Origin of the sequence: Streptomyces sp. NBC_01003 (assembly GCF_045162695.1) — a bacterium.
Classification (GTDB): domain Bacteria; phylum Actinomycetota; class Actinomycetes; order Streptomycetales; family Streptomycetaceae; genus Streptomyces.
Genome location: NZ_CP108707.1, coordinates 7,841,318 through 7,863,246, shown reverse-complemented (window position 1 = coordinate 7,863,246; position 21,929 = coordinate 7,841,318). Strand labels below are relative to the sequence as shown.

The 21,929-nt window shown below is 72.0% G+C and carries 19 protein-coding genes and 1 pseudogene; 14 read left to right on the top strand and 6 right to left on the bottom strand.

Annotated features, from left to right (window positions below; translation table 11 throughout):
- The first annotated feature begins 3 nt into the window (after positions 1-3).
- From OG698_RS35845 to OG698_RS35825, 5 genes and pseudogenes are all read left to right on the top strand, one after another.
- Complete coding sequence (locus tag OG698_RS35845; protein ID WP_100599037.1) at positions 4-768, top strand: IclR family transcriptional regulator; 765 nt, start codon at positions 4-6, stop codon at positions 766-768.
- Positions 769-1,132: 364 nt separating this feature from the next.
- Positions 1,133-1,924 (top strand): MIP/aquaporin family protein, encoded by a 792-nt coding sequence (locus tag OG698_RS35840; protein ID WP_356289439.1) that lies wholly within the window; start codon positions 1,133-1,135, stop codon positions 1,922-1,924.
- A gap of 60 nt (positions 1,925-1,984) precedes the next feature.
- The gene (glpK, locus tag OG698_RS35835) at positions 1,985-3,529 is read left to right on the top strand and encodes a glycerol kinase GlpK (RefSeq protein WP_329575020.1); all 1,545 of its coding nucleotides are present in this window, start codon (positions 1,985-1,987) and stop codon (positions 3,527-3,529) included.
- Between the two features lie 3 nt (positions 3,530-3,532).
- Complete coding sequence (locus tag OG698_RS35830; protein WP_100599040.1) at positions 3,533-5,155, top strand: glycerol-3-phosphate dehydrogenase/oxidase; 1,623 nt, start codon at positions 3,533-3,535, stop codon at positions 5,153-5,155.
- A gap of 125 nt (positions 5,156-5,280) precedes the next feature.
- Positions 5,281-6,333, top strand: a pseudogene (locus tag OG698_RS35825) (LLM class flavin-dependent oxidoreductase); the annotation flags it as partial.
- A gap of 73 nt (positions 6,334-6,406) precedes the next feature.
- Here OG698_RS35825 and OG698_RS35820 read toward each other — a convergent pair.
- The 5 genes from OG698_RS35820 to OG698_RS35800 are packed head-to-tail and all read right to left on the bottom strand — an operon-like array spanning position 6,407 to position 11,523.
- Positions 6,407-6,943 carry a MarR family winged helix-turn-helix transcriptional regulator gene (locus OG698_RS35820; protein ID WP_406107987.1) on the bottom strand — a complete coding sequence of 179 codons (537 nt, stop codon included), beginning with the start codon at positions 6,941-6,943 and terminating at the stop codon, positions 6,407-6,409.
- A gap of 56 nt (positions 6,944-6,999) precedes the next feature.
- Entirely contained in the window at positions 7,000-7,629 is a 630-nt protein-coding gene (locus OG698_RS35815) for an SRPBCC family protein (protein ID WP_406107985.1), read from the bottom strand.
- Positions 7,630-7,667: 38 nt separating this feature from the next.
- Complete coding sequence (locus tag OG698_RS35810) at positions 7,668-10,079, bottom strand: xanthine dehydrogenase family protein molybdopterin-binding subunit (protein ID WP_406107983.1); 2,412 nt, start codon at positions 10,077-10,079, stop codon at positions 7,668-7,670.
- Between the two features lie 5 nt (positions 10,080-10,084).
- Positions 10,085-10,657: a (2Fe-2S)-binding protein gene (locus OG698_RS35805; RefSeq protein WP_399970664.1), complete on the bottom strand. Its 573-nt coding sequence runs from the start codon at positions 10,655-10,657 to the stop codon at positions 10,085-10,087.
- Positions 10,654-11,523: an FAD binding domain-containing protein gene (locus tag OG698_RS35800; protein ID WP_406107982.1), complete on the bottom strand. Its 870-nt coding sequence runs from the start codon at positions 11,521-11,523 to the stop codon at positions 10,654-10,656. Before OG698_RS35800 ends, OG698_RS35805 begins: the two co-directional genes overlap by 4 nt.
- Positions 11,524-11,640: 117 nt before the next feature.
- Between OG698_RS35800 and OG698_RS35795 the strand changes: the two genes are divergently transcribed.
- Together OG698_RS35795 and OG698_RS35790 are read left to right on the top strand one after the other, a co-directional pair.
- A complete protein-coding gene (locus OG698_RS35795; protein WP_406107980.1) occupies positions 11,641-12,735 on the top strand; it encodes an XdhC family protein in 1,095 nt (364 codons plus the stop codon).
- Between the two features lie 179 nt (positions 12,736-12,914).
- Complete coding sequence (locus OG698_RS35790; protein WP_406107978.1) at positions 12,915-14,030, top strand: TetR family transcriptional regulator; 1,116 nt, start codon at positions 12,915-12,917, stop codon at positions 14,028-14,030.
- Between the two features lie 129 nt (positions 14,031-14,159).
- Here OG698_RS35790 and OG698_RS35785 read toward each other — a convergent pair whose 3' ends face one another.
- Complete coding sequence (locus OG698_RS35785) at positions 14,160-15,524, bottom strand: MFS transporter (protein WP_399970658.1); 1,365 nt, start codon at positions 15,522-15,524, stop codon at positions 14,160-14,162.
- Between the two features lie 299 nt (positions 15,525-15,823).
- On the opposite strand from OG698_RS35785, the gene OG698_RS35780 reads away from it, so the two are divergent.
- The 7 genes from OG698_RS35780 to OG698_RS35750 are packed head-to-tail and all read left to right on the top strand — an operon-like array spanning position 15,824 to position 21,926.
- Positions 15,824-17,308: an aldehyde dehydrogenase gene (locus OG698_RS35780; RefSeq protein WP_406107976.1), complete on the top strand. Its 1,485-nt coding sequence runs from the start codon at positions 15,824-15,826 to the stop codon at positions 17,306-17,308.
- A 24-nt stretch (positions 17,309-17,332) separates the two neighbouring features.
- Positions 17,333-18,277, top strand: a complete 945-nt coding sequence (locus tag OG698_RS35775; protein ID WP_406107974.1) for a VOC family protein — start codon at positions 17,333-17,335, stop codon at positions 18,275-18,277.
- Positions 18,274-19,071, top strand: coding sequence for an aspartate dehydrogenase domain-containing protein (locus OG698_RS35770; protein ID WP_406107972.1), 798 nt, complete (start codon positions 18,274-18,276; stop codon positions 19,069-19,071). The genes OG698_RS35775 and OG698_RS35770 overlap by 4 nt, the downstream gene beginning before the upstream one ends.
- Positions 19,068-19,847 carry an alpha/beta fold hydrolase gene (locus tag OG698_RS35765; RefSeq protein ID WP_406107970.1) on the top strand — a complete coding sequence of 260 codons (780 nt, stop codon included), beginning with the start codon at positions 19,068-19,070 and terminating at the stop codon, positions 19,845-19,847. The genes OG698_RS35770 and OG698_RS35765 overlap by 4 nt, the downstream gene beginning before the upstream one ends.
- A 10-nt stretch (positions 19,848-19,857) precedes the next feature.
- Positions 19,858-20,379 (top strand): cupin domain-containing protein, encoded by a 522-nt coding sequence (locus tag OG698_RS35760; protein ID WP_100599053.1) that lies wholly within the window; start codon positions 19,858-19,860, stop codon positions 20,377-20,379.
- Positions 20,372-21,124, top strand: coding sequence for an SDR family oxidoreductase (locus OG698_RS35755; protein ID WP_406107968.1), 753 nt, complete (start codon positions 20,372-20,374; stop codon positions 21,122-21,124). The genes OG698_RS35760 and OG698_RS35755 overlap by 8 nt, the downstream gene beginning before the upstream one ends.
- A gap of 19 nt (positions 21,125-21,143) precedes the next feature.
- Positions 21,144-21,926 carry an SDR family oxidoreductase gene (locus OG698_RS35750; protein WP_406107966.1) on the top strand — a complete coding sequence of 261 codons (783 nt, stop codon included), beginning with the start codon at positions 21,144-21,146 and terminating at the stop codon, positions 21,924-21,926.
- Positions 21,927-21,929 lie beyond the last annotated feature (3 nt).

The window sequence follows — 21,929 nt, the reverse complement described above, 5'->3', positions numbered from 1 at the left end:
GGGATGGCACGGAACATCCAGTCACTCGAGCGGGCAGCCGCCATGCTGCGGCTCCTTGCGGGCGGTGAGCGCCGGCTCGGCCTCTCGGACATCGCCTCCACACTGGGGCTGGCCAAGGGCACGGCGCACGGCATCCTGCGGACGCTGCAGCACGAGGGCTTCGTCGAGCAGGACGCCCCGTCGGGCCGCTACCAGCTGGGCGCGGAGCTGCTGCGCCTCGGCAACAGCTATCTGGACGTGCACGAGCTGCGGGCGCGCGCGCTGGTGTGGACGGACGACCTGGCGCGCTCCAGCGGCGAGAGCGTCTATCTCGGCGTACTGCACCAGCAGGGCGTACTGATCGTGCACCACGTGTTCCGGCCCGACGACAGCCGTCAGGTCCTGGAGGTCGGGGCGATGCAGCCGCTGCACTCCACGGCGCTCGGCAAGGTCCTCTCGGCGTACGACCCGGTGGCGCACAGCGAGGTGGTCGAGGTGGACCGCAAGGCGTTCACCGGGCGGACCGTGAGCGACATCGTGGAGTTCGAGACGCTCCTCGACCTGACCCGCGCGCGCGGCTACGCGGACGACGTCGAGGAGACCTGGGAGGGCGTCGCCTCCGTCGCGGCCCCGATCCACGACCGGCGGCGCATGCCGGTCGGCGCGGTCGGCATCACCGGCGCCGTGGAGCGCGTGTGTGTCGACGGGGACCTGCGCCCCGAGCTCGTCGCCGCCGTGCGGGACTGCGCCCGCGCCGTCTCCCGGGACCTGGGCGCCAGCCGCTTCTGAGCGCCCGCGCCGCCTCGGGCGCCCTTCGGACGAACGCAAGGCCCCGCTTCCCGGCGGGGCCTTCGCCGTTTCGGCGTGCAGGCCGCAGCTTTACGGGCCACCATCGACGGACGCGCAGTCCAGACACGCAACCGATAGCCCGAATCGATCAATAACGATCGAGTTTTCGATAACAGAAACCATTGACGAGCAAGTAACCCCGGGGTGAGACTCGCGTCCATCGGTCGGCATTGTCGAACACCTACCGGCAACAGGCGTTAGAGTGTGGCAAGCCAGGGCCGAAAACGCCCTCACCTGAGGGCGCGAACCACCGGAGAGGGACCCGGGGTTCGGCTTCCCTGGACGAAGGACAAAGGAGTCGCGGGTGTCCAGCTCCGACATCTTCATCGGCGAGACCATCGGTACCGCCGTACTCATCCTGCTGGGCGGTGGCGTGTGCGCCGCCGTCACGCTGAAGAACTCAAAGGCGCGCAACGCCGGCTGGCTCGCGATCACCTTCGGGTGGGGCTTCGCCGTACTGACCGGCGCCTACCTGGCGGGGGGCGTGTCAGGCGCCCACCTGAACCCGGCGGTCACCATCGGTCTCGCCATCGAGGGCGGCACCAAGTGGAGCGATGTTCCGCTCTACCTGGGCTCGCAGCTCCTGGGCGCGATGATCGGCGCCCTGCTGGTCTGGGCGACGTACTACGGCCAGTTCCGCGCGCATCTGACCGACCCGGAGATCCTCGCCGCCCCGCCGGCCGAGGAAGGCATGATCCAGGAGAAGGTCTCGCCCAAGGCGGGCCCGGTGCTCGGCATCTTCTCGACCGGCCCTGAGATCCGGAACGTGGCGCAGAACCTCGTCACGGAGATCATCGCCACGGTCGTGCTCGTCCTGGCCATCCTCACGCAGGGCCTCAACGACGGAGGCAACGGCCTGGGCGTCCTCGGCGCCATGGTCACCGCGTTCGTGGTGGTCGGTATCGGCCTCTCCCTCGGCGGACCCACGGGCTACGCGATCAACCCGGTCCGCGACCTCGGACCCCGCATCGTGCACTCCCTGCTGCCCCTGCCGAACAAGGGCGGCTCCGACTGGACGTACGCCTGGATCCCGGTCGCCGGCCCTCTCATCGGCGGCGCCATAGCGGGCGGTCTCTACAACATCGCCTTCAAGTAGGCGACAGACCCCCTACGCACCCTCCGCCAGAGCCGCACCGAGAACTTCCAGGAGCAGACCGTGACCGACGCACACACCGCGGGCCCGTTCATCGCAGCGATCGACCAGGGCACCACCTCCAGCCGTTGCATCGTGTTCGACAAGGACGGCCGGATCGTCTCCGTCGACCAGAAGGAGCACGAGCAGATCTTCCCGAAGCCGGGCTGGGTCGAGCACAACGCGACCGAGATCTGGACCAACGTCCAGGAGGTCGTCGCCGGGGCCGTCACGAAGGCCGGCATCACCCGGGATGACATCAAGGCCATCGGCATCACCAACCAGCGCGAGACGACGCTGCTGTGGGACAAGAACACGGGTGAGCCCGTCCACAACGCCATCGTCTGGCAGGACACCCGCACCGACGCCCTGTGCAAGGAACTCGGGCGCAATGTGGGCCAGGACCGCTTCCGCCGCGAGACGGGCCTCCCGCTGGCCTCCTACTTCGCGGGCCCCAAGGCCCGCTGGCTGCTCGACAACGTCGAGGGGCTCAAGGAGCGCGCCGAGGCCGGCGACATCCTCTTCGGCACGATGGACTCCTGGGTCATCTGGAACCTGACAGGCGGTGTCAACGGCGGCAAGCACGTCACCGACGTCACCAACGCCTCCCGCACCATGCTGATGAACCTCCACACCATGGAGTGGGACGCGAAGATCGCCGAGTCCATCGGCGTCCCGCTGGCCATGCTGCCGGAGATCCGCTCGTCCGCCGAGGTGTACGGCGAGGTCAGCGGCGGCCGTCTCGGCGACCTCCTCGGCGGCATTCCCGTCGCGTCCGCGCTCGGCGACCAGCAGGCGGCCCTGTTCGGCCAGACCTGTTTCTCCGAGGGCGAGGCCAAGTCGACGTACGGCACCGGCACCTTCCTGCTGATGAACACCGGCGACAAGCCCGTCAACTCGTACAACGGCCTGCTGACCACCGTCGGCTACCGCATCGGCGACCAGAAGGCGGTCTACGCCCTGGAGGGCTCGATCGCCGTCACCGGTTCGCTGGTGCAGTGGATGCGCGACCAGATGGGCCTGATCTCCACCGCCGCCGAGATCGAGACGCTGGCGTCGTCGGTCGAGGACAACGGCGGCGCGTACTTCGTGCCTGCCTTCTCCGGTCTGTTCGCCCCGTACTGGCGCTCCGACGCCCGCGGTGTGATCGCCGGCCTGACCCGGTACGTCACCAAGGCGCACCTCGCGCGCGCCGTGCTCGAGGCCACCGCCTGGCAGACCCGTGAGATCACCGACGCCATGACGAAGGACTCCGGCGTCGAGCTCGCGGCGATCAAGGTCGACGGCGGCATGACCTCCAACAACCTGCTGATGCAGACGCTCTCGGACTTCGTGGACGCACCTGTGGTGCGCCCGATGGTCGCCGAGACCACCTGCCTCGGTGCCGCCTACGCCGCCGGTCTCGCCGTCGGCTTCTGGTCCTCGACCGACGAGCTGCGCGCCAACTGGCGCAGGGCCGCCGAGTGGACCCCCAACATGGCCGCGGAGAAGCGCGACCGTGAGTACAAGAGCTGGCTCAAGGCCGTCGAACGCTCCATGGGCTGGCTCGACGAAAGTGGCGAGGAGTAAGACATGACCACCCTGCAGAGCGTCCCTGCCCTCGGGACGCATCCGGCCGTCGGCTCGACTGCGTCGTTCAAAGCAGCGAGCCGCGCCGAGACCCGGGAACAGCTCTCCAAGGCGCAGTACGACCTCCTGGTGATCGGCGGCGGAATCCTGGGCATCTCCACCGCCTGGCATGCCGCGCAGTCGGGACTGCGGGTGGCCCTGGTGGACGCCGGTGACTTCGCCGGCGCCACCTCCTCCGCCTCCTCCAAGCTCCTCCACGGCGGTCTGCGCTACCTGCAGACCGGCGCGGTGAAGCTGGTGGCGGAGAACCACTTCGAGCGGCGTGCGGTGTCGCGCCAGGTGGCACCGCACCTCGCCAACCCGCTCACCTTCTACCTGCCCGTCTACAAGGGCGGCCCGCACGGCGCCGCGAAGCTGGGCGCGGGCGTGTTCGCGTACAGCGCCCTGTCGGCGTTCGGTGACGGTGTCGGGCACCTGCTCTCCCCCGCGAAGGCACAGCAGGACGTGCCCGAGCTGCGGACGGAGAACCTCAAGGCCGTGGCCGTGTACGGCGACGACCAGATGAACGACGCGCGCATGGCCCTGATGACGGTCCGCGCGGCCGTCGACTCCGGCGCCGTGGTCCTCAACCACGCCGAGGTCACGGGCCTGCGTTTCACCCGGGGCCGGGTCACGGGCGCGGACCTCAAGGACCGCGTCGACGGCGAGGAGTTCGGCGTGAACGCCCGGCTCGTGCTGAACGCGACCGGCCCCTGGGTCGACCACCTGCGCGCCATGGAGGACCCGAACGCGGCCCCCTCCATCCGCCTCTCCAAGGGCGCGCACCTCGTCCTCAAGCGCACCTCCCCGTGGAAGGCCGCGCTCGCGACGCCGATCGACAAGTACCGCATCACGTTCGCTCTGCCGTGGGAGGACATGCTGCTCCTCGGCACGACCGACGAGGAGTACGAGGGTGACCCGCGCGACGTGTCGGTCACCGAGAAGGACACCGACCAGATACTCGACGAGGCGGCCTTCTCGGTACGGGACCAGCAGCTGAAGCGGGATCTGATCACGTACTCGTTCGCGGGTCTGCGCGTGCTGCCCGGCGGGCCCGGCGACACGTCCAAGGCCAAGCGCGAGACGGTCGTCACCGAGGGCCGCGGTGGCATGCTGTCCGTCGCCGGCGGCAAGTGGACGACGTTCCGCCACATCGGCCGCACGGTGATGAAGAAGCTGGAGTCCCTGCCGGGCCACCCGCTGGGCGAGGACTTCGAGCCGGTCAAGGAACTGCCGAAGCGGATGCCGCTGCCGGGTGTCGCCAACCCGCGCGCCGTCGCGCACCGCCTCCTGGTCGACAACCCGGCCCCGGGTCCGCGCATGGCGGCCGACACGGCCAAGCACCTGGCCACGCACTACGGTTCGCTGGCCTTCGACATCGCGCGGATGGCCAACGAGAACCCGGAGCTCGGCCGGCGGGTCCACCCGGACGCCCCGGAGATCTGGGCGCAGGTCGCCTACGCCCGCGACCACGAGTGGGCCGAGACGGCGGACGACGTGCTGCGCCGCCGCACCACGCTGACGATCCGCGGCCTGGCCACGGACGACGTGCGCGCCAAGGTCCAGGACGTGCTCGACAAGAAGTAGGCACCCCTGGATCTACGTGACTTGAGGGGCGGCTCCCACGGGGGGGTGCCGCCCCTCTCGCATGTCCTGGTGCGCTGCCATACCGCGTACATACGCCCGCAATGCCCGGGCGCGAGAGTAGGGGCATGAAGTTCCAGGTCCTGTCGATCATCGGCCATGCGCCGCACCCCCTCACCGGTGAACTCCCCTCCGCCGCCGACCGGTTGGCGCAGGTCGTCGACGTCGGTGTCGCGGCGGAGGAGCTCGGCTACGACTCGTACGCGGTCGGCGAGCGGCACGCGGGCGCGTTCCTGTCGTCGAGCCCGACCGTCGTACTCGGCGCGCTGGCGGCCCGTACGGCACGTATCAGGCTGCTGACGGGCGTGACGGTCGTCGCGATCCTCGACCCGGTGCGGGTCGCGGAGGACTACGCGACCCTCGACCAACTCTCGCGCGGTCGCGTCGAGTTGGTGATCGGCAAGGGTGCGGAGGCGGGCCACTTCGACCTGTTCGGGCTCGACGAGGCGCGGCAGTGGGACCTCCAGAGGGAGAAGTACGAACTGCTGCGGCGGCTGTGGACCGAGGAGGGCGTCGACTGGGAGGGCGAGTTCCGGCCCGCCCTGAAGGGCGTGACGACCGTCCCGCGCCCTTACGCGGGGCTCCCCCGCATCTGGCACGGTTCGGCGACCTCGTTCAACTCCCCCGAACTGGCCGCGAAGCACGGCGATCCGCTCTTCACGGCCAACGCCATCCAGCCGCGGGCCGCGTACGCGAAGCTGATCGACCACTACCGGGAGCGGTTCGAGGCGTACGGGCACGATCCGGCGCGCGCGCACGTGGCGGCGGGTTCGGGCGGGCTGCTGATCGCCGACACGCACGAGCAGGCGGTGGCCCGCTACAAGGAGCTGTACGAGGCGAAGATCACGCAGTCCTTCCGGCCGCACCTGGCGGGGAAGGCGGGCTTCAACACGCCGTTCCGCACGATCGAGGACGCCATCGCGGACGGGCCCCAGCTGATCGGTTCGCCGCAGCAGATCATCGACAAGATCCTCGGCTACCACGAGGTGTACCGGCACGATCTCCAGTCGATCACCGCCGATGCCTTCGGGCAGGGGACCGACGAGCAGATCGAGACACTCCAGCGGTTCGCCGAGGAGATCGCGCCGGTGATCAGGAGGGAGGCGCCCAGCTCCCTGTGGAGTGAGCGCCCCCGTTCCAGGAAGCCGCATCGCCGCCGGGGAACCGTTTCGTCGCCCGGACACCGCTTCGTCTCTAAGAAGCCGCTTCGTCGGGGGTGTCGGACGCGAGGATGGAGTTCTCCAGCTTGCGCAGGAGACGCGCGAGCTGGCGGCGCTCCGCCGGGGAGAGCTCGCCGAGCATCCGGCGTTCGTTGTCGAGGTGCTCGGTGAAGACCTCGTCGACCTTGGCGAGCCCCTCGTCCGTGAGCCGCGAGTAGACGACCCTGCGGTCGCCGGCGTCGCGCTCCCGGACGATCAGGCCGTCCTTCTCCAGGCGGTCTATGCGCAGGGTGACCCCGGCCGACGAGACGAGCCCCTGGTCGGCGAGCTGCCCCGCGGTCAGGCGGTACGGCTCGCCGGATCGGCGCAGCGCGGTCAGCACGTCGAATCCGGCGACGGAGAGCCCGTGCCGCTCTATCGACGCGATGAGCTTGGTGTTGTACCGCAGGAACGAGCGGTGCAGCCGGGCGAGGACCTCCAGCGGGGTCGTGTCCAGCTCGGGCCGCTCACGCGCCCAGTCCTCGATGAACTCCGCCACGGCATCACGCCGTGCCGTCTTCCGTTCAGTCATCCCCGTCCCCTCGGCCGCTCCCGGGCGGGACGCCATGTCCTACGCCCCTGAAAATCCTACCCCTGAAGCGATCGGGGGCCGGCCGCGCGTCGGGCGAAGAGGCGGAACACGGCGATCGTGACGAGAACGGCCGCGGCCGGAACGGCGGCCTTCCGAAGGAGGACGGGAAGGGCGGCCGCGCCGAGGTCCACCGCTTCGGGCTCGCGGGCCTGCGCCGGGACCGCCGCCGCAGGTTCCACGGTGACCGGTTCCCTCAACAACTCCTCCAGCCGGTCGGCGAATTGGCGCACGATGCGGTCGCCCACCTCGGTCATGATGCCGCGGCCGAACTGGGCGGGGCGGCCGGTGATGTCGAGGTCGGTGCTGACGCGGACCCGGGTGCCCGCCGGGTCGGCGGCGAGCGACGCGGTGACGGTGGCGGACGCGGTGCCCGCGCCCCGGGTCTCGCTGCCGCTGAGGTCGAGGACCATCGAGCGGCCGCTCTCGTCGCGGGTCACGGTGCCCTCGCCGCGGTAGCTCATCTGCACGGCGCCGACCTTCACCTTGACGCGTCCGGTGAAAGCGTCGCCGTCGAGGGTGTCGAGCACGGCGCCCGGCATGCAGGGGGCCACACGGCCGAGGTCGAGGAAGAGTTTCCACGCGTCGTCGGGCGCGGCCGGGACGGTGAAGGAGTGGTCGAGTCGCATGAGTGGGTGTCCAATCGTCGGGGTGGAGCGGCGCCGGGTCAGCCGGCGGCCGTGGGCCGGCCGGCCGCGCGGAGCAGGTCGCGTACGCGGCTGGGTGAGAGGGGGCCGCGCCGGACGACCACGCCGAAGGGGCGCAGCGCGTCCTCGACGGCGTTCGCGAGGACGGCCTGCGGGGCGATGGCGCCGCCCTCGCCGAGGCCCTTGACGCCGAGGTCGTTCATCGGGCTCGGGGAGTGGATCTCGTCGAGGTCGAGGTCGGGTATCTCGGACGAGGTCGGCACCAGGTAGTCCATGTAGGTGCCGGTACGGGGCTGGCCGTCGGGGCCGTAGATCATCTCCTCGTAGAGCGCGCCGCCGATGCCCTGGGCGATACCGCCGGTGACCTGGCCCTCGGCGATCATCGGGTTGACGATGACGCCCGCGTCGTGGACGGCCACGTAGTGCAGGATCTCGGTCTCGCCGGTGTGTTCGTCGACCTCGACGACGGCGGCGTGCGCGCCGCTCGAGACGGCGAAGCCGGGCGGGCGGAAGTGCACGGTCTCGCTGAGCTCGGTGCCGTGCCGGCCGTCGGTGGGCTCGGGGGTGCCGGGGAGGGGGGCCCGGCCTGCGAGTTCGGCCAGGGTGAGGGCCGGCTCATCGGCCGTCTTGGACGTGATGACGCCCTCGCGCAGGTCGAGGCCGTCGGCGGGGACGCCGAGCCGGCGCGCCGCGGCCTCGACGATCTTCTCGCGGACGAGGCGGCCGGCCCGGTGTGTGGCGTTGCCCGCGTTGACGAGGGCCCGGCTGGCGATGGTGCCGACACCGAACGGCGTGGCGGAGGTGTCCCCGCCCACCACGTCGACGGCGTCGAAGGGCACTCCGATCGCGTCGGCGGCGATCTGCGCCATGGACGTGCGATGTCCCTGTCCCTGGGAGGGTGCGCCGATCGCGAGCTTGACCCGGCCGCTGGGCGCGATGTCGATGCGGGCGGTCTCGAACGGGCCGAGTCCGGTCGCCTCGATGTACATCGCGAAGCCGACCCCGACGAGCCTGCCTTCGCGGGCGCCCTCGCGCTGCCGGGCGCGCACCCCTTCGAGGTCGGCCTTGGCGACGGCGCGCCGCAGCAGCTCGGGGAAGTCCCCGGAGTCGTACGACTGCGGCTTGCCGGAGCGGTCCACGAGGCCCGTCGCGTACGGCATCTCGTCGGGGCCCACGAGGTTGCGCGCCCTCAACTCGGCCGGTTCGAGGCCGAGTTCGACGGCGAGGCGGTCCATCGCGCGCTCCATCGCGAAGACGGTCTCGGGGCGGCCCGCTCCCCGGTAGGGCGTGGCGAAGGTCGTGTTGGTGAGGACACCGACGACGTCGATGTCCACGTGCGGGACGCGGTAGGGGCCGAGGAGGTGGCACAGCGAGTTGTAGGGCACGACCAGGCCGGTCATGTTGTACGCGCCGAAGTTGACGGTGATGCGGTCGCGTACGGCGAGGAGGTGGCCCTGCGCGTCCGCGGCGAGTTCGATGCGGTGGATCTGCTCGCGGGCGTGCGAGGAGGCCGTCAGGTTCTCGTTGCGGTCCTCGCGCCAGAGCACGGGGCGGCCCAGGACGCGGGCTGCGTACGGGACGAGCATCTCCTCGACGTAGAGGATGCCCTTCTGTCCGAAGCCGCCGCCGACGTCGGTGGCGATGACGCGGACGCGTTCCGGGTCGAGGCCGAGCGTGTGCGCCGTGGCCTCCCGCACCCGGTGCGGGGTCTGGGTGTTGGACCAGACGGTCAGCTCGCCGCTGTACGGGTCGACCTGGGCCGAGACCGCGCGGGTCTCGATGGGCGAGGCGACATAGCGGTGGGCCTGGAACTCCTCGCTGACGACGGTGTGGGCCGAGGCGAACGCCGCGTCGGGGTCCCCCACCTTGGTGGCCACGGCGACGGCGGTGTTGTCGCGCAGCTCGTCGTGGAGCAGCGGCGCGCCCTCGGTCAGCGCGCGGTCGGGGTCGACGAGGACGGGCAGGGGCGCGTAGCGGACATCGACGAGTTCGAGGGCGTCCTCGGCGAGGTAGCGGTTCTCGGCCAGGACGACCGCGACGGGCTGGCCGACGTAGAGGACCTTGTCCGTGGCGAGGAGCGGCATCGGAGTGATCGCGACGTACGGGTCGAGGAGTTCGGCGAGGCCGGGCGGGGTACGCAGCTCCTCCCTGTTGAGCATGGCGGGCAGATGGGCCACGTCGGCGCCGGTCCAGACGGCGACGACCCCGGGGGCGGCGAGCGCGGCGGTGACGTCGACCGACCGGATGCGGGCGTGGGCGTGCGGGCTGCGCAGGAAGGCCGCCTCGGCGGCGCCGGGCAGGGCGACGTCGTCGACGTAGCGGCCGTTGCCCCGCAGGAGGCGGTCGTCCTCGACGCGCGGAACGGGGCGGCCGGTCCAGGGGCCGCCGTCCTGCGCGGGCTGCCGGGATGCTCGGGACGGTCCGTGAGACATACGGGTCACTCCCCCTGCCCGGCGGGGCCGCCGGCGAAGCGCTCGTCCAGCGCCTGGCACACGGCACGACGGATGTTGCGGTAGCCCGTGCAGCGGCACAGGTGTCCGCTGAGGGCGTCGGCGACATCAGCCGCGTCGGGCCGCTCCGGCTGTTCGGTCAGCGCGGTCGCCGTCATCACGAATCCGGGGGTGCAGAAGCCGCACTGCATCCCGTGGCACTCGTGGAACGCCCGCTGTACGGGGGTGAGCGGGGCGTCACCGGGGGCGAGACCCTCGACCGTGCGCAGTTCGGCGCCCGCGCACTGCACCGCCAGGGTCAGGCAGGAGCGCGCCGGTTCCCCGTCGACGAGGACGGTGCAGGCGCCGCAGACGCCATGCTCGCAGCCGACATGGGTGCCGGTGAGGCGCAGCCGGTCCCGCAGGAAGTCGCTGAGCAGCAGCCGGGACTCCACCTGGGCGGTCACGGGCGCGCCGTTGACGGTCAGGCGGATCTCGTGCCAGCCGGAGGGTTCGGCGAGCGGCGGCGGGGCGGCGTGGGTGGCCGTCGCCGGGTCGGGGGTGGCGAGGTCGGTGGTCATGAGCAGCGCTCCCAGGCGAGGGTGCAGGCACGGACGAGGAGGTGGGCGGCGGCCTCGCGGCGGTAGGCGGCCGTGGCGTGGACGTCGTCGGCGGGCGTGAGACCGGCGAGCGCGGCGGACGCGGCCGCGTCGAGGGCCGCCGCTCCCGCGTCGGTCCCGGTCAGCGCCTCCTCGACGGCGGGCAGGCGGACGGGGACGGGGCCCGCGCCGCAGAAGACCGCGCGGGCGGCGGCGATCGTGTGCCGGTCCGGCGCCCGGCGCAGGGTGACCGCGACACCGACGGTGGCGAAGTCGCCGTGTCTGCGGGCGAGTTCCTCGAAGGCCCAGCCGTCACCGGCCCGCGGCGGCAGGACGACCTCGGTGAGGAGCTCGTCCGGTGCCACGGCGGTCTGGAAGGTGGCCACGAAGAAGTCGGCGGCGCCGACGGTACGGGTACCGCCGGGTCCGGCGATCACGAAGCGGGCGTCGAGGGCGAGCGCGGCGGCCGGCAGTTCGGCGGCAGGGTCGTGGTGCGCGAGGCTGCCGCAGACCGTGCCGCGGTGGCGGATCTGCGGGTGCCCGATGCGCCGGATCGCCGCCGCGAGCAGGGGCCACCCGTCGCGCACCGCGGGGTCGTCCGCGGCCCGGGACTGGCGGACGGCGGCGCCGATGTGCAGGGCACCCGACGCGTCGGCGTACAGCCGGTCGAGGCCGGGGACCCGCGTGATGTCGACGAGCAGCCCCGGGCGGGCGAGGCGCATGCTGAGCATGGGGATCAGGGACTGGCCGCCGGCCAGGACCTTGGCCTCCCGCTCCTCGTCGGCGAGGAGGGCGAGCACCTCGCCGACGCTGCCTGGAGCGCTGTAGTCAAAGGGTGTCGGTTTCAACCGGCTTCCACCAGGCCTCTCGGGTCGACGCATATATCTAATGCCTGAAATGATTTACACTAAAGTTTCCTCTTGGCAAGAGGGCGCAGCCGATTCGATGTGCTCGAGGTGAGCGACATGCGACACGTGATCGACCAGGCAGCCGTGTGGCAGGCCTCCGCGACCCGCTTCGCGATGGCGACGGTCGTCCGCACCTGGGGCTCCGCCCCGCACGCAGCGGGTACGTCGATGCTGGTCGCCGAGGACGGCCGCGTCGTCGGCAGCGTCTCCGGCGGCTGCGTGGAGGCCGCGGTGTACGCGGTCGCGGAGGACGTCCTGGCCGGTGCGGGGCCCGCCCGCGAGACGTACGGAGTCAGCGACGACGACGCGTTCTCGGTCGGCCTGACCTGCGGCGGAACCATAGAAGTGCTGGTACGCGAGGTCACCGGCGACGCACCGCTCGCCCGGGTGGCCGCCGACCTCGCGGCTCATGTCCCGGTGGCACTGGTGACGCCGGTGGAGGGCGGGTCGGGAAGCCTCGCCGCGGGCGCTTCCGGGGTGAGCGGGACACTCGGCGACGCACGGCTCGACCGGGCCGCGGCCCAGGCCGCCGAAGCGCTGCTCGCCCGCGGCACGAGCGGCCTCGTACGCGTCGGCGAGCCGGGCCCGGACACGTCGTGCGCGCCCGAGCAGGAACTGTTCGTGCAGGCCTTCGGGGTGCCGCCGCACCTCCTGGTGTGCGGCGCGGTCGAGTTCGCGCGCCCCCTCGTGCGGATCGGAGCGCTGCTCGGACACCGGGTGACCGTGTGCGACGCCCGCCCGGCCTTCGCGACGGCCGCCCGTTTCCCGGACGCGCACGAGGTCGTCGTGGACCGGCCGCACCGCTGGTTCGCGGCCCACGCGGACCAGGTGGACGCGGCCACCGCCGTGTGCGTGATGACCCATGACGCCCGCTTCGACGTGCCCGTCCTCGAACTCGCGCTGCGCAGCAGGGCCGGTTACGTGGGCGCCATGGGCAGCCGGCGCACGCACGAGGACCGGCTGGCACGGCTGCGGGCCGCGGGGCTCGGCGAGGCCGAACTCGCACGGCTGCGCTCACCGATCGGCCTCGATCTCGGCGGGCGCGGGCCCGAGGAGACGGCCGTGTCCATCGCGGCGGAGCTCATCGCGGTGCGGCGGGGTGGCAGCGGACGGGCGCTGAGCGGCCTCGCGGGGCCGGTGCACGCATCGTGAGCCATTTTTGAACGGGCGTTTTTGAACGGCTGTTTTTGAGCGGGGTCTGCGAGGGGGTACCGGGCGGGCCGGCGAGTGACGGCGGCCCGGGCAACACGGCGGCGACGGCGACCCGGGCAGGTCGCGCCGTACGACCGGCCCGAACACCCCATTCTGAACACTCGTTTAATCTGAGGCACGTGGACGCAGAGCGCAGCACCCCGGACCGGACCGCCCCCGAGCCCCGGCGCGGCCGCTCCCACGACCCCGAGGGGCGGCGCAGCGCCGTCCTTGAGGCGGCCCGTCGGCTGTTCGCAGCCCAGGGCTACAAGGGAGTCGGCATCCGGGCCATCGCCGCCGAGGCGGGCGTCACCCCAGGCCTGGTCATGGCGTACTTCGGCTCGAAGGACGGACTGTTCCGCGAGGTCGTCGGCAGCGGGACCGGGGTCACCGAGGGCGTGCTCGACGACCCCTCGGTCGGCCGCGAGGAGCTGCCGCAGGCGCTCGCCCACGACTATCTCGACCGCTGGGACCGGCTCCCCGCGCACGACCCCTGGCCGGCGCTGATCCGCTCGGGGCTCAGCCATCCCCCCAGCGCCGAGCTGCTGTCCACGATTCTCGACCGGCAGGTGAGCGAGCCACTGCGGAGCATGCTCGGGGACTCCGACGCGGCGGACGCCCGTATCGCCATGATCCGCAGCATTCTCTTCGGCGTGATCATGGAACGCTATCTGTTCGCCCATGAGCCGGCGAGGTCGGTGCCCACGGACACGCTGGGACCCGTGCTCACGGACGTCCTGACGGCCGCGCTGACCGGGCGGGTCCCGGAGCCGGACCCCGCGGCGGCGCACCGGCCGCCCCCGCGCGAGGCCCCCGGCGCTTCAGGGCCGGCCGTCTTCGCCGCGCTCAACGAGTGCACCGCCCGCTACCGGACCCTGATCGGGCGCGTCGTGAAGCGGCACGGCATCAGCCTGGCCGCCTTCGAGGTGCTGGCGGCCCTGCACGCCGTGGGAGCGCCCTACCGGCGCACCATGGGCGAGATCGCGGCGGCCGGCGCGGTCAGCGCGGGCGGCGTCACCCAGCACGCCGACCGCCTGGTCGAGGCCGGCCTCATCGAGCGCGAACGGGACGGCCAGGACCGCCGCATCGTCCATCTCCGGCTGACCCCGGCCGGGGTCGACCTGGTCGGCCGCGTGTCCGAGGAACGCCGTACGCACGAACGGGAACTGCTCGCGGGCCTCGTACCCGGCGAGCAGCGACAACTCGCCGCGCTCCTGGGTGGCTTGGGACGATCGATGGCGGACGGACAGAACTGAACCGGCACCACCGCCACGCAGACGGCGAACCCGAGCTCACCTCCACCGACACGCCACCGGGAACACGAACGGCGCCGGCCCCCTCGCACCCCCCGCGCGAGAGACCGGCGCCGAACACCCGCACCACCGTCAGGAGTTGAGCTCCTCGAGCGTCTTCCCCTTCGTCTCCACCGCGAACAGAGCGATCACCGCACCCACCGCGGCGACCCCGGCGAGCTGGGCGAAGACGAGCGTCAGGCTGCCGCCCCCGCCGATGATCGCGCCGACCGTGATCGGGCCCAGGATGACGCCGAGGCGGTTCCACAGGCCGCCGAACGCGGCGCCCTTGGCGCGGTTGCGCGTCGGGTACAGCTCGGGCGAGTAGAGGTAGAGGCCCGCGTTGACGGCGTAGACGAAGAACGTCGTGCAGGAGGCGAAGATCGCTACCTGGCTGCCCGATGTCACGCCGACCAGGGCGAGCGTCGCGAGGGTGAACGTGGTGCCGCCCAGCGCGGCCACGAGGGCGGGACGCCGGCCCACGCGGTCGATGACGAGGGCGACGGCGAGGGTGCCGAGGAGTCCCGTCACATTGCTGAGCAGCGTGTAGACGAGCGCGGTGGTCAGGTCGAGCCCGAAGTTCTTGGTGTAGAGCGACGGCAGCCAGGTGGAGATGCCGTGGTTGACGTAGTACGCGACGAACCAGAGCCCGGAGACCACGGTCGTGCGGCGCAGGTAGCGGCCGGTGAACAGCTCGCGCAGGCGGCCCCGGGAGGTCTCCTCCGCCCGGTCCGCGGCCGGTTGCGGCAGGGGTTCCCCGGTGGCGGCGGCGACCTCCTCCTCGATCCGCGCGATGGCCCGCTCGGCCTCCTCGGTGCGGCCCTGGGAGAGCAGCCACCGCGGTGATTCGGCGACGTGCTTGGGCAGGGCGGCGGCGAGCAGGACGGGCAGGGCTCCGATCACGAACATCGCGCGCCAGCCGAGGTTCGGCACCACCCATACGGCGACGAGGGTGGCCGCGGCCAGACCGGCCGGGAAGATCATCTCGTAGATCAGGACGAAGCGTCCGCGTTTGTCGGAGCGGGCGATCTCGTTGATGTACGTGGCCGCCACGGGGACGACTCCGCCGATGCCGAGGCCCTGGACGAAGCGGAAGAGCGAGAAGAGCTCGATGCCGTTCGAGAAGGCCACGGCGAGGCTCCCGAGCGCGGTGACGGCGACGCCGAGGGCGACGGTCCGCACCCGGCCGATCCGGTCGCCCAGCCAGCCGGCGACCAGGGCGCCCAGGAGCATGCCCACGGAGCCGGTGGTGACCGCGAAGGTGGCCTGGCCCGTGGTCAGGTGCCAGTCCTTGATCAGGACGGGCAGCGCGGACGCGGCAAGGAGCTGATCGAACGCCTCGAAGAACGTCACGGCGCCGATCAGGAACCGGACCTTCACGTGCCAGCGGGATTGCGGGAGTCGTTCGAGCCGGGCTGCTATCGAGCCGAGGCCTGGCTTGCCGGCCACAGTCGTCATGAGGGGGTCCTTCCGCGACAACGCGAACAGAGGAGTTCCGCAGACCCTAAGAGGACTTATCTAAGCGGTCAATGATTAACGACTTAGATACATCGGAAGTGACCTCACCGTCACCCTCACGTAACCCACCTCGGACACCGTCGCGCGACGACTTCGCCGCAGGGCCTTGCGGGAAAATACTTAAGCGCTTAGATTTCTAGCACTGAGCAAGCCGAGGGGCGCAGCCAACGTGAGCGAGCGCCTCGGTGAGCCCAACTTCCCCGCACCCGTTGGCCGTAGACCGCCTGGAGGTCCCGCCCGTGCCTCACCACCCCACCGACATCCTGATCGCGGGCCAGTGGCGACGCGGCGCGGGCGAACCGGTCGAGACCGTCGACCCGGCCACCGGAGAGGTGCTCGCCACCGTCCACTCCGCGTCCGCGGACGAGGTCGACGAAGCCGCTCGGGCCGCCGCGCTCGCCGTGGCCGACCCGGCCTGGCGCGATCTCCTCCCCCACCAGCGGGCCCGACTCCTCTACCGCATCGCGGAGTTGACCGAGGAGGCCGCCGGCGAGCTCGCGGCCCTCCAGACCGCCGACACCGGCAAGACCCTCACCGAGACGAAGGCCCTCGCGCTCAGCGCGGCCGGCACCTTCCGGTACATGGCGGCGGCCCTGGAGACGGCCGAGGAGACCCTCACCCCGTCCCGCGGCCCGTACGTGACGATGAGCGTGTACGAGCCGATCGGCGTCGTCGGCGCGATCAACCCCTGGAACTCGCCGGTCGCCAGCGACGCGCAGAAGATCGCGCCCGCCCTCGCCGGCGGCAACGCCGTCCTGCTGAAGCCCGCCGCCTGGACCCCGCTGGTCTCCCTCGCGCTCGGGCGCCTGATCCACCGGGCGCTCGGCGAACTCGGACTGCCCACCGCCCTGCTGTCGGTCCTGCCCGGCAGCGGCCGGGTCGTCGGGGACGCGATCGTGCACCACCCCCTGGTGACCAGGATCGGCTTCACCGGCGGGACCGAGACCGGCCGGTCCATCGCGGCGGTGGCGGCCTCGAAGCTGATCCCCGCCTCGCTCGAACTCGGCGGCAAGTCGCCGACGATCGTGCGCGCGGACGCGGACGTCGAGCAGGCACTGGCGGGCGTGATGTTCGGGATCTTCTCGTCCAGCGGCCAGTCCTGCATCGCCGGATCGCGGCTCTTCGTCGCACGCGAGATCTACGACAGCTTCGTCGGCGAACTCGTCGAACGGGTGAGCAAGTTGCGCGTCGGTCCCGGCACGGACCCCGGCACCCAGGTCGGGCCGCTGGTCCACCACCGGCACCGGGACTCCGTCGCCGCCTATGTCGATCTGGCCCGCTCCGAGGGCGCCCGGGTGCTGTGCGGCGGCCGGGCGCCCGAGGGCGACACGTACCGCGACGGCGCGTACTACCTGCCCACCGTCCTCGACGGGCTCTCCAACACCTCACGTACCTGCCAGGAGGAGATCTTCGGGCCCGTCCTGGTCGCCCTGCCCTATGACGACGAGGACGACCTGGTCCGCCAGGCCAACGACTCCGTCTACGGGCTCGCCTGCGGGATCTGGACCCGTGACCACCGGGCCGCGTGGCGCCTGGCCCGCCGGATCGAGGCGGGGACGGTCTGGATCAACACGTACAAGCAGTTCAGCGCGTCCACCCCGTTCAGCGGGATGAAGGACAGCGGTCTCGGTACGGAGAAGGGCCGCGACGCCATCCGCGCCTACCAGCGTCAGAAGTCCCTGTACTGGGGCACTTCGGACGCGCCCCTGCCCTGGGCCAACTGACCGCCCCGTCGTCTGGAGACACTCATGCCCCACCCATCGCCAGGGCCCGTCGCCCGCCTGCGCTCCCTGCGCTACGTCGAGCTGCTCACCCCCGCCTTCACCGAGGCCGCCGACTTCTACGAGGAGGTCTGGGGCCTGCGGACCGTCGAGGCGGAGCGCGGCGCGGCGGCCTGGCTGCGCGGCACCGGCGAGGAGCACCACGTCCTGCATCTCACCCGCGCGGACCGCACGGGGCTCGGCCGGCTCGCGTTCGCCGTCGCCACGCCCGCCGAGGTCGACGAGGCGGCCCGGCGCCTGGAGGCCCGCGGGATCACCCCGGTCTTCGGCCCCGGACCGCTCGACCAGGTGGGCGGCGGCTACGGCCTGCGCTTCACCGACCCCGAGCAGCGACTCGTGGAGATCAGCGCGCAGGTCGAGGCGGTCGCGCCGCGCGGCAGGGACGCCGCCGTCCCCGTCGGCGTCACACACGCCGTCCTGAACACCGCCGACATCGACGCCTCCGTCGCGTTCTACTGCGACGTCCTCGGCCTGCGCGTCTCCGACTGGTCCGAGCACCAGATGGCGTTCCTGCGCTGCAACGCCGACCACCACTGCATCGCGTTCAACCAGGCCGAGTGGGCTTCCCTCAACCACGTGGCGTACGAGATGAGTTCGGTCGACCACTTCATGCGGGGGCTCGGCCGGCTCAAGCACCACGGCATCGACCCGCAGTGGGGACCGGGCCGCCACGGCCCCGGCAACAACACCTTCTCCTACTTCACCGACCCGTCCGGCCTCGTGTGCGAGTACACGTCCGAGGTCGCGCAGATCGTCGAGGACGCCTGGATCGCGCGGGTGTGGCGGCGCGTGCCCGAGCTGTCCGACCTGTGGGGCACGGCGGGCCCGCCGTCGAAGGAGATCCGCTGTCACATGGCCGGCTCCCCGGACCCCGGCCCGCACACATCCGTCTCCCAGGAGGTCAACGCATGAGCACGGTACGCAAGGTGGGCCTCGTCGGCTGGGGCGCGATCGGCCGAGTCGTCGGCACCGCGCTCGCCGAACAGCAGGTCTCCGGCGCCGAGTTGACGTGCATCATCGACAACCGCCCCCTCGGCGACACGGCGCCCGCGCCCCAGCGGACCTTCGACGAGGCCCTGGAGTACTGCGACCTGATCGTCGAGGCGGCCGGGCAGGGTGTCGTGCGGGAGTGGGGTGAGCGGGTCCTCGCCTCCGGCACCGACCTGCTCGTCGCGTCGACCGGGGCGCTGACCGACGACGAGCTGTCCAAGCGGCTGCTCGCGGCGGGCCCCGGGCGGGTGTACTTCACCGGCGGCGCCGTCGGCGGGCTCGACCTCCTCCAGGCGGTGCGCTCCCTCGGCCCCCTCGACGAGGTGCGGCTCACCACCACCAAGCTGCCGTCCACCCTCGAACAGCCGTGGATGGACGAGGAGTTGCTGTCCAAGCTGCGGACGGCGACCGGGCCCGTCGAGGTCATGTCCGGCACGGCGCGCGACATCCCCGTGAAGTTCCCCAAGTCGACGAACGTGGCCGCCTCGGTCGCCCTCGCCGTCGGCGACCTGGACGCTGTGCGGGTCCGGGTCGTCGCCGACCCCGGCGCCCGCCACACCCGGCACGTCGTCGAGGCGTCCGGCGCGCACGGCGCGTACCGCTTCGACGTCGCGCACCTGCCGGACCCGGGCAACCCCGCGACCAGCCAGGTCGTGCCGTACGCGGTGCTGCGCAGCCTGGCGGCGCTGGCCGGGCGGACGGGCCAGATCCTGTGAGCGCCGTCCATGTCGAGGAGGCGGGCGACCACGGCCCCCTGCTGCTGTGCCTGCACGGCATCGGCTCCTCGTCGGCGGCGTTCGCCCCGCAGCTCGCCGAGCTGTCCGCGTACGCGCGGGTCGTGGCCTGGGACGCGCCCGGCTACGCCAGGTCGCCGGATCCAAAGGGGCCGTTGGACCTGGACGGGTTCGCGGACGCGGCGGCCGAGGTCATCCGGGAGCGCGGCGGACGCGCGCACGTCCTCGGTGTCTCCTGGGGCGGGGTGATCGCGCTGCGGCTCGCGGCCCGCCACCCGGATCTGGTCGAGTCCCTCGTCGTCGCCGACTCCAGCGCGGGCTCCGGCACGGACCCCGCCAAGGCCGAGGGCATGCGGGCGCGGGCAGCCGAGCTGGCCGAGCTCGGACCTCGTGCCTTCGCCGAGAAGCGCGGGCCGCGGCTCGTGTCCGGCGGGGCGCCCGAGGAACTCGTACAGCGCGTCGTCGACACCATGGCCTCGTCCGTGCGGCTGCCCGGCTACGCCTATGCCGCCGAGTCCATGGCCTGTGCCGACCTGCGGCCCGAACTGCCCGGGATCGCCGCGCCCGCGCTGGTCCTGTGCGGCGACCAGGACCAGGTCACCGGCGTCGAGGCCTCGCAGGTCCTCGCCGGCGCCCTCCACAAGACCGCCTACGTGATCGTCAAGGACGCCGGTCACCTGGCCAACCAGGAACAGCCCGCGCGCTTCGACGCGTGGGTCCTGTCCCACCTCCGCATCACCGCCCGCATCCCCGAGTAGGAGTCCAGCCATGCCTCTGACCACCACCGACTACGACAACGGCAGCGACCTCGGCAAGTACACCGACTCGCTCATCGCCACCAAGGAGTCCCGTGTCGCGGACTTCAACACGCTCTCCTTCCAGGAGAAGGCGGGCCCGCAGTACCGCCGCGGCCAGATCCGCTACGTCGGCTCCGGCGCCACGGGCAACCACGAGAACGACTCGCGGATCCTCCCGTCCGGCGGCTTCACCTTCTCCAACATGCTGCTCCCGCCCGGCGCCGAGGGCCCCGAGCACACCCACCACGACGTCGAGGAGGCCTTCTTCGTCCTGGAGGGCCAGGTCCGCGTCGGTATCCACCGCGGCGCCGACGAGGTCGAGTACCGCACCCTCGGCTACCGCGACATGATCGTCGTCCCGGCGGGCGTGGCCCGGTCCCTGAAGAACGAGGGCGACACCGACGCCCTGTTCTGCGTCGTCATCGGCACACAGAAGCCGCAGGTCCCGACGTACCCGGAGCACTCGCCGATGCACGGTGTCACCCGTGACTGACCCCTCAGGGGGCGCCGGCACCGTCGTCGTCACCGGGGCGGGCCGTGGCCTGGGACTGGCCATGGCCCGCCGGGCCGCCGAGGACGGCTTCCGCGTCGTGGTCGCCGAGCTCGACACCGAGCGCGGAACCCACGCGGTCGAGGGGCTGCGAAGTGACGGGCTCGACGCCCACTTCGTGCGCTGCGACGTGGCCGATCCCGAATCGGTCGACGAACTCGCCGGTCGCGTAAGGGATCTGGGTCCGTTGTACGGCCTGGTCAACAACGCGGCTCTCGCCAACGGCGTCGGCGGCAAGGAGTTCCAGGACATCGACGTCGAGGTGTGGGACCGCCTGATGACGGTCAACGCCCGCAGCCCCTGGCTGGTGTCCAAGGCCCTGTACCCGCTCTTCGGCTCGCCGGGCCGGATCGTGAACGTCGCGTCGGACGCCGCGCTCTACGGCTCGCCCCGCCTCGCCCACTACATCGCCTCGAAGGGCGCGGTCATCGCGCTGACCCGCGCGATGGCCAGGGAACTCGGCGACAAGGGCATCACCGTCAACGCGGTCGCGCCCGGCCTCACCGAGTGCGAGGCCACCGAGACCGTGCCCGAGGAACGGCACGAGCTGTACCGCTCGGGCCGGGCCATCTCGCGGCCGCAGGAGCCCGGCGACCTCATCGGTCTCGTCGCCTTCCTGCTCGGCGAGGAGTCCCGCTATCTCACCGGACAAGTGATCGCCGTCAACGGCGGCTTCACGATGAACTGACCCACAGGAGCACAGAGTTATGGATCTGGGCCTCGCCGACCGGACCGTCCTGGTCACCGGCGGCAGCTCGGGCGTCGGCCTGGCCACGGTCCGCGCCCTTCTCGACGAGGGCGCGCGCGTCGCGACCTGCGGCCGTGACGCCGACCGCCTCGCGAAGGCGGCGGCGCGCCTCGGCAGCGACCGCCTCCTGACCGGCGTCTGCGACGTGCGGGACGCGACGGCCGTACGGGACTTCGTCCGGCATGCCGCCGACACCTTCGGGGGCCTCGACGGGCTCGTCAACAACGCGGGCCAGTCCCGCATGAAGAGCCTCGACGAGTCGACCGCCGAGGACTGGCGTGACGAGCTGGAGCTGAAGTTCTCCGGCGTCCTCAACCCGCTGCACGCCGCCCGCCCACACCTCGCCGCCTCGGACGCCGCGTCCGTCGTGAACGTCAACGCCGTCCTCGCCAAGCAGCCCGAGACCCGGCTGATCACGACGAGCGCCGCCCGCGCCGGCATCCTCAACCTCTCCAAGTCCCTCGCCACCGAGCTCGCCCCCGAGGGGATCCGCGTCAACTCGGTCTGCCTCGGCCTCGTCGACACCGGCCAGTGGACCCGCCGGCACGCCGCCGCGGAGTCCGGGCTCTCCTACGAGGACTGGCAGGCGGAGCTCGCCGCCGACCGCGGGATCGCGCTCGGCCGGCTCGGCCGGGCCGAGGAGGTCGCGTACGCGATCGTCGCGCTGCTCTCGCCGCGTGCCTCGTACATCACCGGAACCAGCATCGACGTCTGCGGCGGAGTCGGCCGCTCCATCCTCTGAGGA

Coding starts and splice junctions, on each gene's coding strand:
- OG698_RS35845 (WP_100599037.1), top strand. CDS start 4: ATGGCACGGAACATCCAGTCACTCGAGCGGGCAGCCGCCATGCTGCGG.
- OG698_RS35830 (WP_100599040.1), top strand. CDS start 3,533: ATGACCACCCTGCAGAGCGTCCCTGCCCTCGGGACGCATCCGGCCGTC.
- OG698_RS35820 (WP_406107987.1), bottom strand. CDS start 6,943: ATGACTGAACGGAAGACGGCACGGCGTGATGCCGTGGCGGAGTTCATC.
- OG698_RS35815 (WP_406107985.1), bottom strand. CDS start 7,629: ATGCGACTCGACCACTCCTTCACCGTCCCGGCCGCGCCCGACGACGCG.
- OG698_RS35810 (WP_406107983.1), bottom strand. CDS start 10,079: ATGTCTCACGGACCGTCCCGAGCATCCCGGCAGCCCGCGCAGGACGGC.
- OG698_RS35805 (WP_399970664.1), bottom strand. CDS start 10,657: ATGACCACCGACCTCGCCACCCCCGACCCGGCGACGGCCACCCACGCC.
- OG698_RS35795 (WP_406107980.1), top strand. CDS start 11,641: ATGCGACACGTGATCGACCAGGCAGCCGTGTGGCAGGCCTCCGCGACC.
- OG698_RS35785 (WP_399970658.1), bottom strand. CDS start 15,524: ATGACGACTGTGGCCGGCAAGCCAGGCCTCGGCTCGATAGCAGCCCGG.
- OG698_RS35775 (WP_406107974.1), top strand. CDS start 17,333: ATGCCCCACCCATCGCCAGGGCCCGTCGCCCGCCTGCGCTCCCTGCGC.
- OG698_RS35770 (WP_406107972.1), top strand. CDS start 18,274: ATGAGCACGGTACGCAAGGTGGGCCTCGTCGGCTGGGGCGCGATCGGC.
- OG698_RS35760 (WP_100599053.1), top strand. CDS start 19,858: ATGCCTCTGACCACCACCGACTACGACAACGGCAGCGACCTCGGCAAG.
- OG698_RS35750 (WP_406107966.1), top strand. CDS start 21,144: ATGGATCTGGGCCTCGCCGACCGGACCGTCCTGGTCACCGGCGGCAGC.